The sequence below is a fragment of the Candidatus Chlorohelix allophototropha genome, from assembly GCF_030389965.1.
GTDB lineage: Bacteria > Chloroflexota > Chloroflexia > Chloroheliales > Chloroheliaceae > Chlorohelix > Chlorohelix allophototropha.
In genome coordinates this window covers 2370385-2393105 of sequence record NZ_CP128400.1, presented here as the reverse complement: position 1 = coordinate 2393105, position 22721 = coordinate 2370385, and the positions used below count along the sequence as shown (strand labels likewise).

Here is a 22721-nt window from a genome sequence, read left to right as displayed (position 1 = left end):
GCCTTAGTCTAATTGCTTTTGTAGAATTTCATTATCAATGAAAAAATAGCTGGCGCATCTAAAGGGTAGTGTTGTTTTATCGGTTTCCACGCACAATGTAGGCTAAATCAAAATAGCGGTGGGCAGTGTTATAACCCCTACCAGTTAAAGAAACAAGAGAAATACCAATGGCGACAAAATTTAAAACAAAAGTAACTACTATAGTAGAGCCGCCCAGCCTTCAAACCAAAGCTTCAGAATTACCTGCAAAAGTCATTACCAAGACACCGCTTCAATTAAGCAATAATAAGGCAAGCATAATAGTAATGGTACTACTGGGTATTGGGTGTCTAGCCATTCTTGCGTTACCCTGGATACTCAAGGTTGATAGTATTACCTCATTTTCAGATGCGGGCAGTTTATTGCTGGTCTTTTTAACGGGGCTAACAATGGGCGGTCTCTCTTGCTTGGCAGTCCAGAGCGGCTTGCTGGCAACTTCTATAGCGCAGCGCGAGCAAAATCGCCAAAAGCTAGGTAAAAATGATGGTGGTCACGCCGTAAACATTTTAGTGTTTCTGGGTGGCAAACTGACTGCCTATACCTTGCTAGGCGGAATATTGGGTTGGGTTGGCTCATTGATTACTATGACCAACACTCTACAGGGAATTATAAACCTGCTGGCGGGTTTATTTATGTTGGCAACTGCCCTAAATTTACTCGAAGTACACCCTATTTTCCGGTATGTGATGATCCAGCCACCGCGTTCGGTAATGCGCTATCTGCGCCGTTACAGTAAGAGCGATGATTTCTACGCCACCGCCATACTTGGCACCTTAACCGTATTGATTCCTTGCGGCACTACCGTAGCAATGGAAGCGTTGGCGATAAGTTCCGGCAATGCGATTAACGGCGCTTTGATTATGGGCGCATTCATTCTAGGTACAACTCCGGTATTCTTTACATTGGGCTATTTTGCCTCAAAGTTAGGGGCGGCGTTGCAATCCAAATTTATGAAAATAGCGGCGGTTGCTATTATCCTACTATCTCTTTTCTCGGTTAATAGCGCGTTAAACCTGCTAGAATCACCGATAAGTATCAACTCTATTACCGCCTCAATCTTTCCGAGCAACAAGAGCGTAAATGTAGTTGCCGCCGCCGCCGATTTGCAGGAAGGCGATTATCAGTTAGTAGTTATCAAGGTGGAAGATGAAGCCTATGTCCCCAATCGGGAACAGGTAAGCAGCGGTAAGCCTATTCGCCTCAGACTGGTAACCAATAACACAACCGGCTGCACTCGGTCGTTCACTATTGGAAGTTTTGGCATCAGGAAAGTTTTACCCATTACCGGTCAAGTCGATATTGACCTTCCGGCACAATCGCCCGGAGTTATCCGCTACATATGCAGCATGGGGATGTATTCAGGAAAATTGACTGTAGTTTAACAAATTGATAGGTGTTGTAAATGAAAAAATTGAAGTTTCAAATAGAAGGAATGCATTGTACTAGCTGTGCTTTGCTAATAGATGAAGAACTGGAAGAATTACAAGGTATTCTCCAATCTAAAACCAACTATGCGCGGCAGGTATCTGAAGTCCAGTTTGACGAACAGAAAACGGATGAGGCTACAATTATTACCGCAATATCCCAAGTGGGTTACAAAGCCAAAGTTCTATAATATAATTGAGTTGGCAACGATTCTGACTCAAATCTGAGTAATTAAACCGCCACTGACAAACTTAGAAAGGTCAGTGGCTGTTGCAATTATGTATATAATAAATTTATATATAAAAATTCTCAAAAAATAAAAATGAGCTTGTATGGTCAGCCCTTTTCTTTGAAAGTGAGGTTATAAATGTCTGAGCTTCTCAACAGGCAATCAGATGTATCCAATTCAGACGAAAATAATACAGATAACACAAAATCTACTGTGACAATGACCCTAGAAGGGATGACCTGCGCCAGTTGTGTGATACGTATCGAAAAGAAATTGAAGAAAGTTCCCGGAGTATTGGAAGCAACCGTCAACCTTGCTACCGAAAAAGGTACGGTGTCGTTTGATGCGCAGCAGGTAGGCATTAGCGAATTGGTTAAAGCGGTGGAAAACGCCGGTTACAAAGCCACTCCCTTAGAAGAAGAAAAACCTGCACCAACTACAACCGCAGTTAAGACAATTGAAAAACCTTTAGATACATTAGCACAGCATACTTCTGTCGAGTTGGAAATTGAGGGTATGACCTGTGCCAGTTGTGTGGCGCGCATTGAGAAGAAGCTGAAAAAAGTTGAGGGAGTCGAGAGCGCGGCGGTTAATCTTGCTACTGAACGTGGAACTGTGCTCTTTGACACAAATAAAGTAAATGTGCCACAACTAATCAATGCCATAGAAGCGGCAGGCTACCGGGCACGTTCTTCTGAGCAAGAAGTTGCGCCAGCCCAAGTTGCGGTACAACCAACTTCAACTGCCGCCCCGACAGTAAAAAAGCCAGCTACAACTGCCGGTGAAGCTCCGGTAGAACAAGACAAAGATACCCAACGCCGCCAAAAGGAATTATTGCGCCGCAGAAACCAGCTTATTTATGCGTTCGCAGTGACAATCCCGATTTTTGTCATCAATATGTTCGGGATGACCTGGATTAGCAACGCCTTTTTACGAGACTTGTTTCTATTTATTTTAACCACCTTAGTATGGGGTGATATTGGCTGGGAATTCCATAAGGTTGCTTTGAAAACCGCCCGCCATTTTTCCGCCAATATGGATACCCTAATATCATTGGGTTCAAGCGCCGCTTATTTTTATAGCGTATGGTTGCTCTTCTTCGGAAACAAATATGCCAATGATGGCGGAATGTCGATAGGACCAAATGGCGGAGAAGCCGTAACCTATTTTGAAACAACCGCGCTTATCATTACTTTGATATATCTAGGTAAATATCTTGAGTTAGTAGCCCGGAGTCGCACCAGCGATGCCATCCACAAACTGATGGGCTTGCAACCCCGCACCGCAAGAGTAATCCGAAATGGTCAGGAATATGAATTGCCACTGTCTGAGGTGGTTGTGGGTGATCTGTTGCTGGTACGTCCCGGCGAAAAGATTCCGGCGGATGGTATCGTTGAAAAGGGCAACAGCAGTGTTGACGAGAGCATGCTCACCGGAGAAAGTATTCCGGTTGAAAAAGAACCGGGCGATACTGCGATCGGCGCTACGGTTAACCAGAACGGTTTATTATGGGTTAGAGCTAACAAAATTGGACGAAATACTGTACTTTCCCAGATTATCAGGCTAGTAGAACAGGCGCAAGGCAGTAAAGCGCCTGTACAAAGACTTGCCGACACTATCAGCGGTATATTTGTACCTGTGATTATTGTTATTGCGCTGCTCAGTTTCGCAGGCTGGATGCTTACCGGGCACAACTTTCAAGCAGCTTTACTTCCCGCTGTGGCAGTGCTGGTAGTGGCTTGCCCCTGTGCATTGGGCTTGGCGACTCCTACCGCTATTATGGTTGGAACCGGTGCAGGAGCAGATCAGGGTATTCTCATAAAAGGAGGCGAAAGCCTAGAACGCGCTCGCAATATCAAAGCGGTTATTTTCGACAAAACAGGCACTCTTACCAGAGGTAAACCGGAAGTAACCGGAATTGTAAAACTCGGTACTTTGGACGAAAACGCTATTCTGAAGTTTGCGGCGCAAGTCGAAAAAGGTAGTGAGCATCCACTGGGTGAAGCGATTGTACGAGAAGCTAAAGCCAGAGGCTTTGAACTTAATACACCCGGCGCAGAACTTCAAAATTTCCAGAGCTTTACTGGCGCAGGCGTTAGCGCAAATATTTCCGGGCGCAGCATATTGGTCGGTACTCGCCGCCTTCTGGCACAGCACGAAATAGCGCTCGTCTCCTCAATTGAAGAAAAAATGAGCCACCTTGAGAGCGAAGGGCGCACGGTTATGCTGGTAGCGGTTGATGGCAAACCGGAAGGACTTGTAGCAGTAGCAGATACAATCAAGTCCACCAGCGCTGAAGCCATCGCCGAACTCAAAAAAATGGGCATCGAACCAGTTATGATGACCGGGGATAATCAGCGTACCGCCGAAACCATTGCAAAACAGGCTGGTATTGAAAGAATTTTCGCAGAGGTGCGCCCGGCAGATAAAGCCTTAATGGTGCAAAAACTGCAAGCCGAAGGTAAAACCGTGGCGATGGTCGGCGATGGTATTAACGATGCCCCGGCTTTAGCGCAGGCTGATATTGGTATTGCAATTGGAACCGGAACCGATATTGCGATGGAAGTCGCCGATATTACTCTGATACAGGGAGATGTACGCGCCGTAGCAACCGGTATTGCCTTATCCAAAGCCACTATGCGCAAAATAAAGCAAAACTTGTTTTGGGCTTTCTTCTATAACTTATTACTTATACCCTTGGCAATCTTCGGAATTATTAACCCGATATTGGCGGCAGGCGCAATGGCAATCAGCAGCGTTACGGTGGTAACAAATTCACTGCTGTTAGGACGCTTCCGTAGTAAGTTTGCCTTGCCATTGAATGATAAAGAGAAAAAGACACGCCGAATGATGCTGGCGTGGCAGGCAGGGTTAGTCGCGGCAATGCTTGGGTTGGTGGCATTAATTTCATGGCAAGCCTATACCACCTACTTTCAATCCGCAAATACGGTATCGGGATATGCTGTGCCTAGAAGCGCAGGCATGGGTATGGGCGGGGACAATGCTCATTTTTCCGCGAATTTCCAGTTGGGTGACACTTTTATCCAAGTAGATACCTTTCCAGAGAAACCGCAACCGCTACAACCTGCGCTAATTATTATGCGCCTAACCAATGTAAAAACGGGTAGAGCCATAACAGCCGATCAAATTGAACCGGTTAATACTAAGCTGATGAATTTAATTCTGTTAGACAAAGACCTGAGTTTCTACCAACACTTGAGTCCAGAAGGAACCAATCAGGGACTTTACACCTTTACGGTTAATTTCCCGCTATCAGGGCAATATGCCTTGTTCGATGAGATTCAGTTGAAGAACGGGCAACAGATATTCATTCGTCATGATATTACGGTTGGGGATGGTCAAGAAAAAGCTGGAAATGCAAACGCACAGGATCAACAGTTTATCCAGCAATTTGGAGACTTGAAAGGTACTCTAATGTTGCCGGATATGCTGAAAGCCGGAGAGGATAGTCAAATCGCCTTCACTTTTGATAAGAGTGGCATGCCGTTAAATAACCTTGAATCTTATCTGGGTGAAATATCAACTATGGTGATAGTACCCCAAGATGGTAAAAGCTTCCAGCTAGTCAATGGGCAGATTTCTAAACTGGAAAATATGTCCAATACGGGTATGCAAGGGCATAGTATGACTGGTGCAGCATTGGTCTATAATCTCAAGTTTGATAAACCCGGTAATTACAAATTCTGGATGGAATTCCAATATGGGGGCAAAATGCAACTATTCAGCTTCGTACTGGATGTAGCATAAAGATTTTCCCAACAGTTGAAGTCGGACAGAAATTAAGAAAGGAACTGATATTTTCTATCAGTTCCTTTCTTGTCTATTAAGCAACCAAGTGGATTAAACCAGTACTGCCAATTTTTCTGCCAACTCTTTATTGGAAGGCTCAACCATTATCGAGCCATCGGGGAAAATGATAGTGGGTACGGATTGCATACCGTTGTTATGCTTCAGCACAAACTCAACTGCATCCGGGTCATTAGCAAGGTCAACCCACTTGTAAGAAACCTTATTAGCCTCAAAAAACTGCTTGGTACGACGGCAATCACTGCACATAGTAGTACCGTACATTACGATCTGATTATTTTCAGAGTTGTTTGCCAACTTGAGCCTCTTTCTGATTTTAAGAACTGTGTAATAATAATTTATTAATAAAAGGTTGGATTAAATTAGCATAAAATGCTATCTTTGCACCGGAAGCCCAGTCCAAGTCCAATTGCTCATGCCACCTTTAAGATCAGCCACTTTGTTAAAACCGGCAGCCGATAGTATATTGGCAGCGTAGTTACTTCGTGCGCCGCTTTGGCAAACCACGATAATTTCCTGATCCTTTGCGCCTAATCCATCCAATTTGCTACTCAATTGACCAAGTGGGATAAGTTTCGAACCGGCGATGTGACCCATTGCATATTCGTTAGACTCGCGAACATCAATCACCAGTGGGTTGCCCTCACGGATACGTTGCGCGCCTTGCTGTGGCGTAATAGCTTCGAATGTTAATTTTTTTGTGCCAAACATCAGTATTATTCGCTCCAATATTAGATAAGTATGGTTAATCAGACTTTATTATCTTAGCAGGCAGATTTTAAGAAACTTTGAGGCAAGTATGAAGAAACCTTAAAGATATTGTCGATATTAAATAAGCGGGCGTGAAAAGCAGAAACCTTCTCCAAAGAAATCCTTCTCGAAAAACTTAACCTCTTGCCAAATTGAAAGAGCTTTGAATCAGCCAGATTAAGTAGCCATTTTAGCCATAAATTTGTAGTAAAAATTACATGCAATAAAAAAATATAAGTGATAAAATATGTCATAATAATATATCAGTGTGATATATCAGAATGAGATAAGATGCTATGTATGAACTAATAATACTCTCAATACTGTTAGGAACCCCGGCACATGGCTACCTGATTGCCAAGATAGTCAATAATGTGTTGGGACCCTACGCCAAAGTAAACAGCGGACGGCTATACCCGCTACTGGCTAAACTAGAAGAACAGGGCGCAATCGAAGCCATCGAGCCGGATTCAACTCAAAAAGAAAGCGGGCGGCAAACCAACGCTTACCGGATAACCGCTAAGGGAACGCAGCTATTCCGACGGTTAATGCTGGATACCTCTTCAAATCCCGGAGATTACCAGAAAATTTTCTGGCTAAAAGCCGCGATGATGGATACCCTTAATCCCGATGAGCGTCTATTTCTGATTGAGCATTACATCAACTATTGCCAGTCGCATGTTCTCTACTTGAAAGCCAAATGTGAGGAACTAAAACAGGGGCTATCCCACAATGAAATCCCTCAGCACCGCTACTCAATTGTACATGCCATTGAACATCGGGCAGAACATTGGCAACACGAATTGGAGTGGGGTGTAAGTTTAAAGCAGCAAGAGTTGGTTGAACAGAAAATCGGGGTCTGAGCTTACCCTAAACAAATGCAGGAGAGCTAAAATGCAGGTTGAAAATAAGCATAAAACTGTAACAACTACCGAACCGCAAAATCAGTCGGTTATGCACTTTCCAGACGGCAGACCAATTAACCCTTGGTTAGTATTGGTTTCACTGGTAATGGGGCTATTTATGGCGTTGCTGGATGGAACAATCGTAAATATCGCTTACAACGCTATCTCTGCTGATCTAAAATCGGATACCACAACTACAAGTTGGGTATTAAATGCCTATAATCTCGTTTTCGCAGTGCTGTTGGTGACAATGGGCAGGCTTGCCGACCAATTCGGACGCAAACGAGTTTTCATGAGCGGTATGGTACTGTTCACAATCGGTTCATTGCTATGCGCGGTTGCGCCCAGCATTGAGTGGCTGATTGGCTTCCGGGCAGTACAAGGCATCGGTGCGGCAGCCTTAAACCCTATAAGCCTCGCTATTATCACCATTGTGTTCCCACCCGAAAAACGTGGTGCAGCTATCGGTATATGGGGAGCAATAACCGGTATGGCGATGGCGTTAGGACCAATTATTGGCGGCTTCTTGGTAGATAATTATGATTGGCGCTCTATATTCTTTGTCAATATCCCGGTGTGTATAGTGGCGCTGTTTATGGTGTGGCGCAATGTACCGGAAAACCGCGACCCCAATACATCCAGTGCAATTGATTTGCCGGGTATGCTTTTGCTCAGCAGCTCTCTACTCTGTTTGGTATTGGCAATCATTAACGGCAATAGCTGGGGGTGGGGTTCAGCCGGGATTATTGGGTTTTTTGCCGTCTCAGTGCTGTCAATGACAATCTTTATCATTGTCGAATTAAAGGAAAAACACCCAATTATTGATTTTAGCCTTTTCAGAATACGCAGCTTCGTTGCCTCCAATTTTGCAATGTTCCTTTTTGGTATCGGTATTCAAGCCGGTATGTTAATGCTGGTGCTATACTTCATCACCTCCAGAGGCTACAACGAGCTTGAAGCCGCCTACGCGCTCTTACCAATGCCGATTGCAGGCTTCATTACCTCCGGCGTATTTGGGATGTTCAGCCGCAAAGCCAACCTGCGATATGTCGCAATGGGAGGGTTAATAGTATCGGGTGTAGGTTTATTGAGCTTCTTTAGCTTGGATTACAACTCGGAATATATTCAAGTTATCTGGCGCGGTGTGCTGGTAGGTATCGGACTTGGAACAAGTTTCATGACCTTCTCAAACATCGTACTATCAGAAGTGCCTCATGCCAAAGCGGGAGTGGGAAGTGGGGTGTTCAATACCTTCCGTCAAATCGGCTTTGCGCTTGGTGTAGCAATTATGATCAGTTTCTTTACCGGACAAGTCAAGGACAACATGATTGACGCAAAGGCAAGAGTAGTAGAAATAGTTCGCAGCGATACCACGATACCGGAAGTTGCACGCACTATGATAGTACAACAACTGGGAAATATGGGTGCACAGGGGTCGAGCATGCAAAGCGGTAAATCCCAAGCCTTTGACTTGGTAACAATGTCGAAAGGAATGCCGGGAATGGAAGCAATACAACCGCAGCTTGCAGTTTTGAACACCAAAATTGGCAATGAGTTCAATAAAGCCAGCGTTGATGCCTTCCGTTATACATGGTTGCTAGGTGGTATCTTTATCCTAATAGGGGTGATACCCGCTTCATTCGCACGCCATATAAAAAATGCGAATCCTGAAGCAACTCCAACAGCGCATTCAGGGGCATAAATAAGGATCATTTAGACCAACAAATACGAATGTTCTAAAAAGGAATGGATAAAGTCGTTGCAAGGGGTGGGGGAATTTGGCATAATCTTTCCAATTTCTATGGTTTGCTTTAGAAAGAAAGGATTATGCCTTGCCTAACCTGCAATCCGAAGGTGCAAAGCCTGACCCTGCGCTCGAACCACTCCTTACTGACATCGAGACTTTCCTCCAAACCGCGCTCTGCTCATTTGCCCCTGAACCTGAGCGTAGCGAAAGAAGAGGACGCCCCGCCATCATACCCCATCTGTGCTTATGGTTTGGTTTGTTGGTGTGTGTCTTGCGGAGCTTTTCCCAACAATTATCTCTGTGGCGCATGCTGTATCTGGGTAAACTCTGGCATTATCCACCGCTTTCCTATCAGCGATGAAGCGGTGTACAAACGGCTAGAACGTGCCGATATTAAACCCTTGCAAGCCTTGTTTCAACATATTTCCCAGTTGTTGCAGCAACGTCTTGAAGTCTGGTCAACCTTGTGCGCTGGCACCTTTCGCCGCCCAAAGAACCAGCCCCAGACCGGTCTGCGGTTAATTAGCGATTAAGACGGGGTAAGATTCAGTCACTAATAACAAGTTATAACCTTAATTTCAATTAGGGTAATTTTGGTTTGTCTAAAAAAAAGATTGTTTAGTTTTGATACGACCCTCTTGACAAGTAAAAACATCGGTGACCCCTCATCGCAGCAATGTTTTTTTTTCCCATACTATTGCTATGTCCTTGTTTACCAGATTTCCACCTTTTTTACCCAGTTATTTACTTTCGCCGGATAGAATCAAAATACGATAAGGGGTAGAAGTAATGTTATTCAAGGAGTAAAGGCAATGATAAACAGAGAATCAGGCAAATATATTCAAAATTTGGTAGTATGCCTTAAAGAAGCAAGCGGGCAGGTAAAGGGCGATAGGGAGTTAACCGCCAAGTGGGAAGAAGCAGTTAACGAAGCGCAAATGTATCTCAGCCAAACCCAATGCAGCGGTTGCAGCCGTACCCTCGATGAGTGCATCGCGATACCATGCCCTGAGCGTGAAGCAGTCGCCGCAGATTAAATTTCCGATATAAACTAATAAAGCCCTACCATCTGCGGTAGGGACTTTACAGTGTTTCTACAGAGTTTATAGAAACTTGGTAAAGGGAGACGGCCATGCTCGTCAGCCCTTTTTCTTTGATTGGAATCAGTCTATCTTCAAATAATTTTACTGTAGATGATTATATAATACTGCGATATTTATCATATTACCATTTGAAAAAGGATTAATTTCAATTTGGTAATCAGTTGAACTAGTTTCTAGATCTTAAGGCTTAGTTCAGATGAAACGACTGTTAAACTCAAGCTTTAGGTCGGTAAGTACCTCTTCCAACTTCTCTTGGCTGATTAACCCTAGTGAGACAAACACCTGCCCAATCTTTTCTTTAATGCTGCAATTGGTCAGATACTTTTGGAATTTCAGAGCGGTAACAAGTTGTTCCTCGTTTATATATCTCTTTTTTATTAGGTAAGTACCTAAGCGCGGAAGAGCTTCTTTATCATTATCACTACCACTCGTCCATTTATTTAAAAGCGCTGAATTCTTAAGAATGACCTCAAGCTCTAGACAGCGAAAGTAAACTTTATTGTAAAATATCCTAGCAGTTTTATTTTCTGGGTTCTTCACCAGCAATTGCTTAAGATAATCTTTAGCATCAAAAGGGTTGGAAGCAAAGTAAGCTAGTCCGAACAAAGCAATTTCATTTTCAGGTTCTACCTCGTACACCTGTTCAAAACAAGCTCGCGCGCTTTCCTTGTCACCCATTCGCGCTTTGGCTAATCCATGTTTTAATAATGTGTTTATTGCTATTTTCGGGTCAACTGTGACTACTGTATACATATGCTGCCTTTCTTTCTTTATATTGAAAGGTTTGTTCTTCTGTATACAGAGTAACAACTTAATATTAAGTGATAATTGCAGCAGTATTGCAATAATATTACAACTCGGTCTAAAGTTGATGGTATAATCAAAAAAATTGTAGGCAGCTTAAGAGATAGTTACCAATGAATGTATATAAATTAGTACCTAAATTACTAGTTGGCATTATGCTTTCCATACTCTTAATAGCGTGTGGAGATAATTCCCCGACTATTCCTATAAACAAAACTACTCCTTCCGGCACGCCTGATGTAGCCGCGCAAGCTACAATTATTGCTGCCTTAGCCGCGACTGAGGCAGCCCAACCGACTGTGCCAATTGAGTTCTCCCAGTCAAATGAGGATGAGGTTGCGCCAACCCCTACTCCTGCCCCATCACCATCATTAAACGGGAAAATTCCGGCTTTTAGCAATATAGCTGCGCCGATTTCGACTCCTTCCAAAGCCATCAGTATCGGGCAATTTTCCGGTGTACCGGGTGGTATTACTGCCGCCGCTTTATCGTATGACCGTAAATGGTTGGCATTTTCGAGTCGCTACCAAATATGGCTAATGGAAGTGGCAAGCGGCAAATTCCAGATATATTATATAAACGCCTCTGACCCAGATGAGCGGGGCGCAGCTTCGCTGAGTTGGGCGGCAGACGGGCGTAAGCTTGTGGCAGGCGGGTTTCACGGCATCACCAATATGTGGCGTTGGGATAGTATTGACAATCGCTTGCGTCCGGGCGCAGCCAGATTAAGACCGGATGCCTCATCGGTTAACTTCGGAGAGCAAGTAGAAGTGAGCTTTTCCCCCGATGGTAAATATATCGCCGGATTAGGTAACGAAGGCACACTGGTTATCTGGGATAGCGAATATTACACTCAGTTGTATAGCTTTAACGCCGATTACGCCGGGTTCTTTGCTTGGTCGCCCGATGGCAAGCTAATTGCAGACGAGTATTTAAAAGTGCATCAATTGGCAAACGGGCTTAGTTATACTGCGGCTGGGGCGGTGCGAGTTACAAGCGAAAAACCGCAAGGCGTGGCATGGTCGGCGGATGGCAAAATGCTGGCTGTTACCGCTGAAGATTTCAAAATGGCGCGTTTTGAAGCCCCGACCCAAACCTCTTTGTCGGTTAGCAAATTACTGGGTAAAGCGCAATACGAAGATTCGCTAAGTATTCCGCGTGATCAATTAAAGCTAGGCAAGCGTGTTGCTTTCTCACCCGATTCAAAATGGCTTGCTACCGCCAATGTGCCAGCATCGGGAAGAATCAGTTTATGGAACGCCATAACCGGGCAATTTTTATTCGAGATAAATACCGGCAACAAGCCGATAAATACGCTGTCATGGGGTAGTGCAGGGGTACTAATAGCAGGGGGAGATGATGGCACCTTGCGTTTCTGGCAAATAGCTTAGCATAAAAACGGACGTGAAATAGAAACCGGGTAACCTCTACGATATCATCAAAATTAGCAAAGAAGGAATTGCCAAAGGAGGGAATCGTATGAGTTTCTATGTGCTTGGTTTTCAGGACATCAACAAAACACACCTCATGGTTGTGGGTGGTAAAGGCGCGAACCTAGGGGAACTTTCCAAGATTGAAGGAATACACGTACCGGATGGCTTTTGTATTTCTACTGAAGCCTTTAAAAGAATCATTGGGGAAACCTCGTCAGTTAACGAATTACTCAATCAGTTATCGCTTCTAAAGGTGGAAGACCGAAATAAAATAGCTGAACTTAGCGGTGAGATTCGCAGAATCATCGAAGGGATAGCTATTCCTCAAGACCTTAATGAAGAAATCACTCACTACCTTTCTAGGTTTGATGAAAAAACTGCCTATGCGGTACGCTCCAGCGCCACCGCAGAAGATTTACCCCATGCCTCTTTTGCTGGTCAACAAGACACCTATTTAAATATCATCGGAAAAGAAGCAATCTTGCAGCATATCAGCAAATGTTGGGCTTCCCTATTTACCGAGCGTGCGGTAATCTACCGAATACAAAACAGCTTTGACCACCGTAAAGTTTATTTAGCCGTTATCGTTCAAAAGATGGTTTTCCCACAGGCTTCTGGGATTTTATTTACCGCTGATCCGATTACTTCTAACCGAAAGCTGCTATCAATCAATGCTAGTTTTGGACTTGGAGAAGCTATAGTCTCTGGTCTGGTTAATGCTGATAGCTATAAAGTACGCAACGGCAAGGTTATTGATAAGAAAATATCTACCAAGAAGCTGGCTATCTATGGACTAAAAGAGGGCGGAACAGAGACACAGCAGATCGCGCCTGAGCAGCAAAAGACTCAAACCCTTACTGACGCACAAATTTTACAGCTAGCACGCATAGGCAGACAAATCGAAGAACATTTTGGTCGCCCACAAGATATCGAATGGTGTTTGGTGGATGATACATTTTATATTGTCCAGAGCCGACCAATCACTACGTTATTCCCCATTCCTGAAGCGAATGATCAAGAAAATCACGTCTATATATCGGTTGGTCACCAACAAATGATGACCGACCCCATCAGACCATTGGGATTATCTTTATGGCAGTTAACCGCTGCCCGACCCATGTTTAAAGCTGGCGGAAGGTTATTTGTTGATATTACACAGCAGTTGGCTTCGTCTGACGGGCGAAACTTTTTGGTAAATGTGCTGGGAAAGTCCGATCCGCTCTTTAAAGATGCACTTATGACCATAATAGCGCGAGAAGATTTTATCAAATTGTCACCAGATGATAATAAAGTACCGAGTCCCAGTAAAAGCAATAAAGCTAGGTCGTCTTGGGGTTTTCAAGCGCGAATCGAAAACGATCCGACAATCGTTTCTGATTTGATCAAGCGTAACCAAACATCAATAGAACAGTTAAAACAAACCATCCAAACGAAAGCAGGAGCGGATTTATTTGATTTTATCCTAGAAGATATCCCGCAATTAAAGAAGATATTATTTGACCCACAAAGTTCGGGGGTGTTTATGACTGCTATGGAAGCTTCAGCCTGGATCAATGAAAAAATGAACCAGTGGTTAGGTGAAAAAAACGTAGCAGATACGCTTTCTCAAGCTGTACCAAACAATATTACTTCGGAAATGGGGCTGGCGTTATTGGATGTCGCCGATGTGATTCGTCCTTATCCAGAAGTAATTGATTATTTACAACATGTAAAAGCTTCTAACTTTTTGGATGAACTGGTTAAGTTTGATGGTGGAAAAGAAGCCCAAGACGCTATCTATGCTTATCTCAGCAAATACGGCATGCGCTGTGCCGGAGAAATCGATATTACGAGAACTCGTTGGAGCGAAAAACCAAGTACACTTGTCCCACTTATTCTTAATAACATTAAAAACTTTGAGCCAAATGCCAGCAATCGGAAATTTGAGCAAGGGCGGCAGGAAGCTTTGAAAAAAGAACAAGAGTTATTAGCCCGATTGCAACAAGTACCGAATGGTAAACGAAAAGCCAGAGAGACAAAACGAGTTATTAGCCTAATCAGGAATTTCATCGGTTATCGTGAATATCCAAAATACGGCATGGTTAATCGCTATTTCGTTTATAAGCAGGCTTTACTGAAACAAGCCGAACAACTCGTACAAGCCAAAGTTATACATGAAAAAGAAGATATCTACTATCTCACTTTTGAAGAACTTCATGAGGTGGTACGCACAAATAAACTGGATTACCAGATCATCAGCCAGCGAAAAGACGAGTACAAGTTATATGAAAAACTAACTCCCCCCCGTGTTATCACATCTGATGGTGAAATCATTGTGGGTGAATACAAACGAGAAAATCTGCCAGCCGACGCACTTGTAGGTCTGCCTGTTTCTTCAGGAGTTATAGAGGGACGCGCACGTGTCATCTTAAACATGGAAGATGCTGACATGGAAGATGGCGATATATTAGTCACCTCCTTTACTGACCCTAGCTGGACACCCTTGTTTGTATCCATAAAAGGACTAGTCACCGAAGTGGGGGGACTGATGACCCATGGAGCAGTTATCGCGCGTGAATATGGCTTACCGGCAGTTGTCGGAGTAGAAAATGCTACCAAACTGATAAAAGATGGGCAACGAATTCGCGTGCATGGCACAGAAGGGTATATCGAAATATTATAATTGCTGAATACGTGCAAATATAATTAGTAGCGCCGCTTCAGTTGAGAAATAAATCCGTAAATAGTTTTCAGGTAAGGGGCATAAGCCCCTTGTCTGTAATCCCTGTGTTATACCCGCTAATTTTTTATGGATGGAGAATATAAATCTGTGTTAGTGATGATGTCAAAGCTGTTATCCTTGCTATAGTCTTTGCCCAACACTATCACTACATCCGGTCCGGTGTAACCCTTATAAGGAATGTCTCTTTGCGTTATCGGTACAGTCGGAAAGACATTGCGCAAGGCTTTCAAACTGGCAGCGCCTTTTCCGTTTGTATAATCCACAATCTGCGTAAAGAGTTGGGAAGTAGCCCATTGTGGTTCCAAAACGGTAAGACCTTGCTCCTTTAATAGGGTTGAAGCAGTAACGCCCGGTTTGGATAAACCGGTAGCATTTTGCACCTGTAAGGTCAGATTTTCACGTTTAAGCTCAGGATATAGCAGTGCATTACGAATCCACTCCTGAATCGCCTTGTAATTCCCTTCACCTTCAATCGGCTCTAGGTAATAAATACTTGGGTCTGAATTCGAGTCGGTCAAGTAATTCGTATTGCTCAGAACCATCGGTACAAAATACACCCCGCTGGTCAGGCTAGAGCCTTCCGAAGAACGGAAATAACTTGCCAGCGCAGTAACCCGATCAAAACTAAGGCTGGTGCGTACTTTCCCCTGCAAAGCATCCATAATCGGCAAGGCTTTGAGCAAAATATCCGGTTTTGTAACTTTATCCTTTACAGCCTGAATAACATTCATCTGCCGTTTGCTACGTCCAAAATCGTTGCCATCCTGCAAAGAGTGACGGCTACGCGAATACTCAATCGCGCGTTCACCGTTCAAGGTTTGCCAACCAGCATCAAAGTGGATATGCATATAACCGGGGTCAATGCTTGGGTCATCATTGCGAGGATATTCGTAATCATCGAAGGTCTTTTCAACATTTAGATAAACACCACCGATAGCATTTATAAATTGCCTGAAACCGTCAAAACTCACTACTGCCCAGTAGTCAACCGGCACACCCGTAATATTTTCAATAATATCTTTGGTGAGAATAGAGGCAGCATCCACCCGTGAATTAAAGTTCTCAGAATTATAACGATAGCGGCTGGAAAGCCCTTTGGTATCGTTATTTTCCATAATATAGGAAAAAGCTGAGTTAACTTTGCCCCAATAGCCCGTTTTTGTGCCGCCATAGGGTACGAAAACCCACAAATCACGCGGAATACTGACCATTGTGACGGCTTTTTTCGCCGGGTCAAAAATCACCTGAAGTATAGTATCGGTGAGATAGCCGCCATCGTGACCACCACCGCCATAGCCAAGTATCATAAGACTTACTTTTTCGCCCCGCCTTATTTTCTGTACAATAGGGTCAGCCGGTTCTGGAGTAGCAGTAGGCGGCAAGGTTGTTACTATTGAAACTGTCGCCGGAGCGGAAATAGGGGTTAAGGAAGTTGTTGTGCCGGATGTGAGATTTGAAGAAGTAGATGTGGTATTCAGTAGAGAAACTTCATCCCGACCACCAAAAGTATCATCCTTAAAACTGTTAAAACGAGTAAAGCCGTAAATACCGATACCCAATAACACAATTAGGAGAGAACCTGCTATCCATACCCAGATAGACAAACCTTTCTTGCGGGCACCATTCTTGTCTTGCAAGTTAGGATTTTTTTTCATTTTTTAAAAATCGCTCTTCATTCTGGCTATTAATTTGATAAATTTTAGCCTATAAAACTTGATCAACCATATTCTCGTTCTTCTTCCCACTACCACTATAGCCTCGTTACCAGTATGCAGTGTAAGCTATATCTTTAAAGCGACAATATTATTATAGTAGCATGAGATACACTTTATTGCATACAAATTTGGGAAATATTACTATAATTAAACCTATGGGTAACAAAAATAATTGGAGACTTATCAGAAGTGGGCATAACTCCGGCGCTTGGAATATGGCGTTGGATGAGGCTTTACTCGAAAACTACCTTGCACAACATCAGAATAATGAGAAACCGCTGCCGATTATCAGGTTTTATAGCTGGCAACCGGCTTGTCTCTCGCTAGGCTATGCGCAACGTGCCGAGCGTGAGGTGGATTTTGACGGTTGCAAAGCCCTCGCGCTTGATTGGGTCAGAAGACCAACAGGGGGACGCGCAATTCTACATGAAAGTAGTGAGCTAACCTATAGCGTAATCGCCGCCGGAGATGAACCGGGAATTGCAGGCGGAATCCTTGAATCATATCGCCGCATTAGCAATGCCCTATTGATAGGGTTAAAAAATTTGGGGATTGAAGCCAGCCTTGCCGGAAAAGAAAATGCTAAAGTAGTTGCCAATACCGCCGCTTGTTTTGACGCACCAAGCGCCTATGAGGTGACCTATCAGGGGCGAAAAGTAATCGGGAGCGCACAAGCTCGGCGCGGCGATAGCATGTTACAGCAAGGCACAATATTGGTTTCAGTTGATATGGAAAGGCTCTTTACCGCCTTGAAGCCGCCGCCTCGCTTGAATAGAACCGAGGCGATTGAGCAGGTTGGCGCACGATTGATCAGTATCAGTCAGATATTGGGAAGTGAAATTGCCTTTGAGGAAATTGAGAAGGCATTTATAAGCGGATTTGCGAAGGGGTTGGAAGTAAATCTGCTAGAAGATACAGTTACGTCATCTGAAAGTGAGCTTGCTACAAGGTTGGTAACTGAGAAATACAACAACCTGACTTGGAATATGACCCGTCAGCGACCATCTCCCATTTTTCATTAATCATACCTTTACTTAGCTAGCGTTGACGCTTCAACGACCTGATGTTAACATACTGTAAAGTATATATATTTACAAATTCGCCCACAAGAAAGTTATAATACCACTGCTATGGATAATTCAACCGAAAAGCGGCAATCACAAGTTGATTCTGAAATTGGAACTGAAGAGCGGAACCAAGTAAAAACCCCCTCCGTCTCAAAACAAAGTTCAGCCCCTGCACCGCGTATTTTACGCTATATAATGCTAGGCTTACTTGCGTTAAGTGTAGGCGCGGGTAGTATTTTTGCCTTTGTCCATCAGAACTCTGCTATTCCTTCAGCGACAGACATCGCCAATCAAAGTTGTACCGACCCAGTAGAAGAGAATCGTTTGAGGCAAGCGCTTCGCCAAAATTCAAATGATTTTGTCACCTTGATGGATTGGGGTACTTATAACCAAGATTGCAAAAAGGACTATCCCGCCGCAATATCGGCGTTTGAACTATCCGTAAATGTTGCTAATACTTCGCCCGACAAAGTTTCTGTTGATGATCGCCACGTAGCCTATGTCAGTCTCGGCACTGCCTATCTCCAAACGCAGCGACTAAAACAAGCTGAGCAAGCCTTTCGTACTGTCCTGAGTGAAGATCAAAATAACGTGTCGGCGTTGATATGGTTGGGTACAACCCTATATCTTAGCGACCCACCGCAGGCAGTGCCATATCTGGAAAAGGTATTAACCCTCTCGCCTAATACTGAGGCTTCCAAATTGGCGCAGACTATGATTGATGATATTAAACAGGGGAAGGTGCGTGTCAAGCCTACTCCAACTGCGACCAAATAGCAGCTTTACTTAGACTTTTTTGGTAGTACAAATATAAAAGGTGAATTATGACCAGCGAACGTTTAAGCCGAGTACGTGAGTACCTGTCACAAAATAATGGCAACCTTGAGGCTGTCTTTGTAACCAAACCGGAAAATCGGGCATATTTGAGCGGCTTTACCGGCAGCTACGGTTTTTTGCTAATTACTGCTACAGAAGCAGTTTTGTTTACTGACGGACGCTATACCGAACAGGCAACCGCGCAGGCGCAAGGCTGGAACGTAATCCGCATTCAACGCCCTTACGAAGAAAATGTCGCGGCTGAAATCAAGCGCATAGGCATCGAACGTATGGGGTTTGAAGCAGAGCAGCTTACCTTTGCAGAATATAAAAGCTGGACTGAAAAATTACCCGGCATTAATTGGATACCCACTAGCGGAGATATTTCCAAATTGCGGCGTTGCAAAGACCCGCAAGAGGTGGCGTTAATTAAAAAAGCGGTAGCGATTGCCGATGACGCTTTTGAGCATATTCTAGGCTTTATCAAGCCGGGAATCACCGAGCGTGATGTGGCTATCGAACTGGAATTTACAATGCGCCGTTTGGGAGCAGAGCGCAACGCCTTTGACACTATCGTGGCAAGTGGTTGGCGCAGCGCCTTACCGCATGGTCGTGCCAGCGAGAAGGTAATACAGCAGGGCGAATTTGTCACCATTGATTTTGGAGCGCATTTTGAGGGCTATAATTCAGATATTACCCGCACTATCTTTGTAGGTGAACCAGACTCGCGCCAACGTGAAATTTATCAGTTGGTACTTGCGGCACAATTGGCGGGAGTAGAAGCGGTAAAACCGGGCGCAATCTGCAAAGAAGTGGATGCTGTTTCTCGCCAAATATTGGAGAAAGCCGGGGAACTGGATTATTTCTTGCACAGCCTTGGGCATAGCCTCGGACGAGAAGTACATGAAGCCCCCTTCCTATCCACGCTAGATACTACCCCCCTCGAACCGGGAATGGTGGTGACAGTAGAACCCGGTTTGTATTATAGTAATTGGGGTGGCGTAAGAATAGAAGATGATTTGCTGGTTACAGCAGCGGGCGCAGAAGTATTGCCGCGCTCTCCCAAAGAATTAATTTGCCTGTAGCCAACTTAAACCACTGCGGTAAGGGTTTTAAATGATTGTTCATAAAGATACTAAAGAGAAGCTGCTGGTAAATCGGCTTTCAATTATTGCCAGTATTTTTTCAGTATTGCTTTTACGCATTGCCAGCCGTACAAGTTTCGTAGTGCTTGGCTTTTACCTCGGTAAGAACTTTGAATCTGCTGCTTTGGTAGTAATCGTAATCGAAGCTTTCTACGTAAGTGAACTATTGCTTGCCCCTATCGTGGGTGCACTTTCTGATCGCCATGGGCGCAAACCCTACATGCTATATGCCCCGATAGTTGGGGCGTTGGCGGCGCTATTGATGGCAATTGCCTCATTCTTATTCCCTCGTCCTAACGCCGAGCAATTCAATTTGGAGTTGATAACCTTGCTATTGCTGATAATGGCAGGACGCTTGCTAGAAGGCGCGGCAACCGCCCTTAATACCCCCGCTAACCTCGGATACCTAACGGATGCCACTATTGGCGCGGACAAATTGCGCGCCCGTGTTATGACTGGGTTTGAAATCGCTACGGTGGGTGGTCTTGCGCTGGCAATTCCTTTCGGTGGGCAGGTTAGCCACTTTTTAGGGACAGCCGGATTTTTTGTAGTGATTGGGCTACAGGCGCTTTGTTTCCTGACTATATTCTTCTTTATGCAAGAAAGCCTATCACGGGAAGAACAAAGTAGTAATCATGGCTCTCTATTTGCAAGCCTCGATGTTATCCGCGAAAAGCAAGTTTTTACTTTTATGCCGGCGTGGCTTTCGGTAAATATGATGGTAGGCGCGTGGATTAGCCTGATAACTATTATGCTGGCATACCCAACCCCGAATGCTAATCGCGCTTTTGAACCCGCTTCTTTCCCGCAAAGTTCGCCTAGAGTAATACATTTTATTGGCAGCGTTATACATAATTATAATTTCCTGCTTGCCGGACAGGATGCGGATAAACGCCATCCCGATCAACTCCTGTACGGAGGGTTTGGACAAAGCGAAGCCACCGCGTTGGTTGGCGTTTTTGGTTTGTTTTTCCTGATTGGCATGGGTTTATGGACTTTCGTATTACCACGCTTTAGGCGCACCACCGTAATGTTAATCGGCTTGAGCGGGCTGTTAGTCGCAATTATAGCTTTCTGCATTATAAATAGCGCGGCTGATAATCCTGCAACTCTCTCAAGCAATGGCAAGACGCTGGTATTTAGCATGATTCCGATAGCCTTGCTAGGAATAATGGTGTTGAGCGGCTTCACGCCCTCCTCTTTGACTCACTTGGGCGCAATATCCGAAACAATGCCCGGTAAACGTGGCGCAGTAATGGGCTTATATTCGGTTTTACTGGGTATCGGGCAGTTGTTAGGAACTTTGCTAGGCAGTATTTTTGTTGATGCTGGCGGTTTCTATGGATTGATGCTCTACTCCGCAATTCTTGGCTTTATCTCGCTGTGGAGTGTCCTCTACATGCGCTCGCATAAACACGATCTGATTAAAACCGGGATGCATTAATATGCCAGAAGTTTTTTCTATCTCATTTGAGAATAAAGCAACTGCATTAGCTATTCACGCCACCCATTTAGATAATTTAAAAGAATATTTGCGCCAGCTTGGCTTGAACTCACCCGCCCCTGTTATTGTTCTGGTAGGTGGGGCAGGCAAGATGGAGTCTGAACAATACGAAATCCAAAAGCGTTTCTTTGCAGAGGTGCTAGTGGAATTGGCAGAGCAAGTAGGGGCAATAGTAATTGATGGCGCTACAGATGCAGGCGTAATACGCTTAATGGGCAACGCCAGAGCAGCGCGAAACGCCTCTTTCCCGTTGCTAGGCGTAGTCCCTGAAAAACTCGTTTATATTCCCGGCACAATCCGTCCCGAAAATACTACAGACCTTGAGCAAAATCACACTCATTTTTTGCTGATTCCCGGTTCAAACTGGGGTGACGAAATACCTTGGATGTCACAAGCTGCTTCATTAATTTCTGCAACCTTGCCAAGCCTTACAATCTTGATTAATGGCGGAGAGGTGGCATATCGGGATGTAGCGCAAAGTGTGGAAGCCGGACGGAAAGTGGCAGTAGTACAAGGCAGCGGGCGAACTGCCGATGTGCTAGGTAAAACAATTGAGGGGGAGCAATTAGAAGAAAGAGCAACAAAATTAGTTCAGAGTGGCTTGCTATTTAAGGTGAATCTATACGACAATAGTAGTGTAGTTCTCCAGCAATTATTAAGTCACTATAATCAGGAGCAATAAGATGGCAGAAAAAAACGCAAGAAATTCACGGTCAAGCGCTGAGAAACTCCTGGAACTTATTGAACAATTAGAACTGACTCCCTTGCAAAAAAACATTTTGCGAGATCGGTGGCTTGACCAAGTTAATTACATGAGCCGGGAAGCGCGAAGTACTAAGAAGCGTTATACCAATTTCAGAATTTTCATCATAATCGGGAGCGCGATTGTTGCCACACTGGTCAGCTTGAATACACAGGCAAGCGTATTTCCAGAGTGGGCTAAATATGCGCTCACCATTGTCACCGTTGTAATCAGCTTAATGGTGACAATTGCCAGCGGCATCGACCAGTTCTTCAAATTTGGTGATACGTGGCGGCATAATCGTCGTTTTTCCGAATTGCTCAAAATCGAGGGTTGGGAATTCGTTAACCTTATCGGGCCCTATTCAAAATTTACTACGCACAACCTTGCTTTTGCAAAATTCTCTGAGAATGTGGAAACAATCTTGCGCGCAGATGTGGATGAATTTATGAAGCAAAGTTCAACCGATAAGAGCGAACCGGCTTCAGCAGCTACAGATGATCAGACAGATCAGCCCACACCGATAATTGCGCAACCACCGCTACCAAAACCTGTGCCGATTCCTCTTCCGGGAGCACAAAATGTAGTAGCGCCTAAAGTTATCCCGCCTGTAGTTACCCCTGCGGCGGCAAGCCCAACACCTCCAAAGCCCATTCCTGCGCCCCAACCTACCACTACCACGCCGCAAACGCCGCGTGTTATACCACCGGTAAATAACCCCGATGGGAAATAAATAGCAAACGAACG

Annotated in this window: 19 protein-coding genes and 1 pseudogene; 16 read left to right on the top strand and 4 right to left on the bottom strand. The window is 44.4% G+C overall.

Annotated elements, in window-relative coordinates; genetic code table 11:
* Positions 1 to 167: 167 nt before the first annotated feature.
* The 4 genes and pseudogenes from OZ401_RS22880 (at position 168) to OZ401_RS22870 (ending at position 5461) form a co-directional block, all read left to right on the top strand.
* Entirely contained in the window at positions 168 to 1421 is a 1254-nt protein-coding gene (locus OZ401_RS22880; protein WP_341470847.1) for an urease accessory protein UreH domain-containing protein, read from the top strand.
* Between the two features lie 20 nt (positions 1422 to 1441).
* Positions 1442 to 1654 (top strand): heavy-metal-associated domain-containing protein, encoded by a 213-nt coding sequence (locus OZ401_RS22875; RefSeq protein ID WP_341470846.1) that lies wholly within the window; start codon positions 1442 to 1444, stop codon positions 1652 to 1654.
* A gap of 66 nt (positions 1655 to 1720) precedes the next feature.
* Positions 1721 to 1831: pseudogene (locus OZ401_RS25970) on the top strand (hypothetical protein); the annotation flags it as partial.
* On the top strand, positions 1832 to 5461 hold the full coding sequence (locus tag OZ401_RS22870; protein WP_341470845.1) for a heavy metal translocating P-type ATPase: 3630 nt from the start codon (positions 1832 to 1834) through the stop codon (positions 5459 to 5461).
* 93 nt (positions 5462 to 5554) lie between these two features.
* Here the strand turns inward: OZ401_RS22870 and OZ401_RS22865 are convergent, their stop codons facing one another.
* Positions 5555 to 5818, bottom strand: coding sequence for a glutaredoxin family protein (locus OZ401_RS22865; protein WP_341470844.1), 264 nt, complete (start codon positions 5816 to 5818; stop codon positions 5555 to 5557).
* A gap of 78 nt (positions 5819 to 5896) precedes the next feature.
* Positions 5897 to 6232 (bottom strand): rhodanese-like domain-containing protein, encoded by a 336-nt coding sequence (locus OZ401_RS22860; RefSeq protein WP_341470843.1) that lies wholly within the window; start codon positions 6230 to 6232, stop codon positions 5897 to 5899.
* 335 nt (positions 6233 to 6567) lie between these two features.
* On the opposite strand from OZ401_RS22860, the gene OZ401_RS22855 reads away from it, so the two are divergent.
* From OZ401_RS22855 to OZ401_RS22840, 4 genes are all read left to right on the top strand, one after another.
* Positions 6568 to 7134, top strand: coding sequence for a PadR family transcriptional regulator (locus tag OZ401_RS22855; RefSeq protein WP_341470842.1), 567 nt, complete (start codon positions 6568 to 6570; stop codon positions 7132 to 7134).
* A gap of 31 nt (positions 7135 to 7165) precedes the next feature.
* Positions 7166 to 8878 (top strand): MFS transporter, encoded by a 1713-nt coding sequence (locus OZ401_RS22850; RefSeq protein ID WP_341470841.1) that lies wholly within the window; start codon positions 7166 to 7168, stop codon positions 8876 to 8878.
* Between the two features lie 125 nt (positions 8879 to 9003).
* Positions 9004 to 9456, top strand: coding sequence for a hypothetical protein (locus OZ401_RS22845; protein ID WP_341470840.1), 453 nt, complete (start codon positions 9004 to 9006; stop codon positions 9454 to 9456).
* Between the two features lie 279 nt (positions 9457 to 9735).
* Positions 9736 to 9960: a hypothetical protein gene (locus tag OZ401_RS22840; protein ID WP_341470839.1), complete on the top strand. Its 225-nt coding sequence runs from the start codon at positions 9736 to 9738 to the stop codon at positions 9958 to 9960.
* A gap of 258 nt (positions 9961 to 10218) precedes the next feature.
* Here the strand turns inward: OZ401_RS22840 and OZ401_RS22835 are convergent, their stop codons facing one another.
* The gene (locus tag OZ401_RS22835; RefSeq protein ID WP_341470838.1) at positions 10219 to 10779 is read right to left on the bottom strand and encodes a tetratricopeptide repeat protein; all 561 of its coding nucleotides are present in this window, start codon (positions 10777 to 10779) and stop codon (positions 10219 to 10221) included.
* A 164-nt stretch (positions 10780 to 10943) separates the two neighbouring features.
* Between OZ401_RS22835 and OZ401_RS22830 the strand changes: the two genes are divergently transcribed.
* A complete protein-coding gene (locus OZ401_RS22830) occupies positions 10944 to 12221 on the top strand; it encodes a WD40 repeat domain-containing protein (RefSeq protein WP_341470837.1) in 1278 nt (425 codons plus the stop codon).
* A gap of 88 nt (positions 12222 to 12309) precedes the next feature.
* Positions 12310 to 14925 (top strand): phosphoenolpyruvate synthase, encoded by a 2616-nt coding sequence (gene ppsA, locus OZ401_RS22825; RefSeq protein ID WP_341470836.1) that lies wholly within the window; start codon positions 12310 to 12312, stop codon positions 14923 to 14925.
* Positions 14926 to 15041: 116 nt separating this feature from the next.
* On the opposite strand, the gene OZ401_RS22820 is transcribed toward ppsA, so the two are convergent.
* Positions 15042 to 16640 carry an LCP family protein gene (locus OZ401_RS22820; RefSeq protein WP_341470835.1) on the bottom strand — a complete coding sequence of 533 codons (1599 nt, stop codon included), beginning with the start codon at positions 16638 to 16640 and terminating at the stop codon, positions 15042 to 15044.
* Between the two features lie 215 nt (positions 16641 to 16855).
* Here OZ401_RS22820 and OZ401_RS22815 point away from each other — a divergent pair, with 215 nt between their 5' ends.
* The 6 genes from OZ401_RS22815 (at position 16856) to OZ401_RS22790 (ending at position 22707) form a co-directional block, all read left to right on the top strand.
* Entirely contained in the window at positions 16856 to 17722 is an 867-nt protein-coding gene (locus OZ401_RS22815) for a lipoate--protein ligase family protein (RefSeq protein ID WP_341470834.1), read from the top strand.
* 108 nt (positions 17723 to 17830) lie between these two features.
* Positions 17831 to 18544, top strand: coding sequence for a tetratricopeptide repeat protein (locus OZ401_RS22810; protein ID WP_341470833.1), 714 nt, complete (start codon positions 17831 to 17833; stop codon positions 18542 to 18544).
* Between the two features lie 47 nt (positions 18545 to 18591).
* The gene (locus OZ401_RS22805; protein WP_341470832.1) at positions 18592 to 19668 is read left to right on the top strand and encodes a M24 family metallopeptidase; all 1077 of its coding nucleotides are present in this window, start codon (positions 18592 to 18594) and stop codon (positions 19666 to 19668) included.
* A gap of 31 nt (positions 19669 to 19699) precedes the next feature.
* Positions 19700 to 21172, top strand: a complete 1473-nt coding sequence (locus OZ401_RS22800; RefSeq protein WP_341470831.1) for an MFS transporter — start codon at positions 19700 to 19702, stop codon at positions 21170 to 21172.
* Position 21173: 1 nt separating this feature from the next.
* Positions 21174 to 21914, top strand: coding sequence for a hypothetical protein (locus tag OZ401_RS22795; protein WP_341470830.1), 741 nt, complete (start codon positions 21174 to 21176; stop codon positions 21912 to 21914).
* A gap of 1 nt (position 21915) precedes the next feature.
* Positions 21916 to 22707: a DUF4231 domain-containing protein gene (locus tag OZ401_RS22790; protein ID WP_341470829.1), complete on the top strand. Its 792-nt coding sequence runs from the start codon at positions 21916 to 21918 to the stop codon at positions 22705 to 22707.
* Positions 22708 to 22721: the final 14 nt, after the last annotated feature.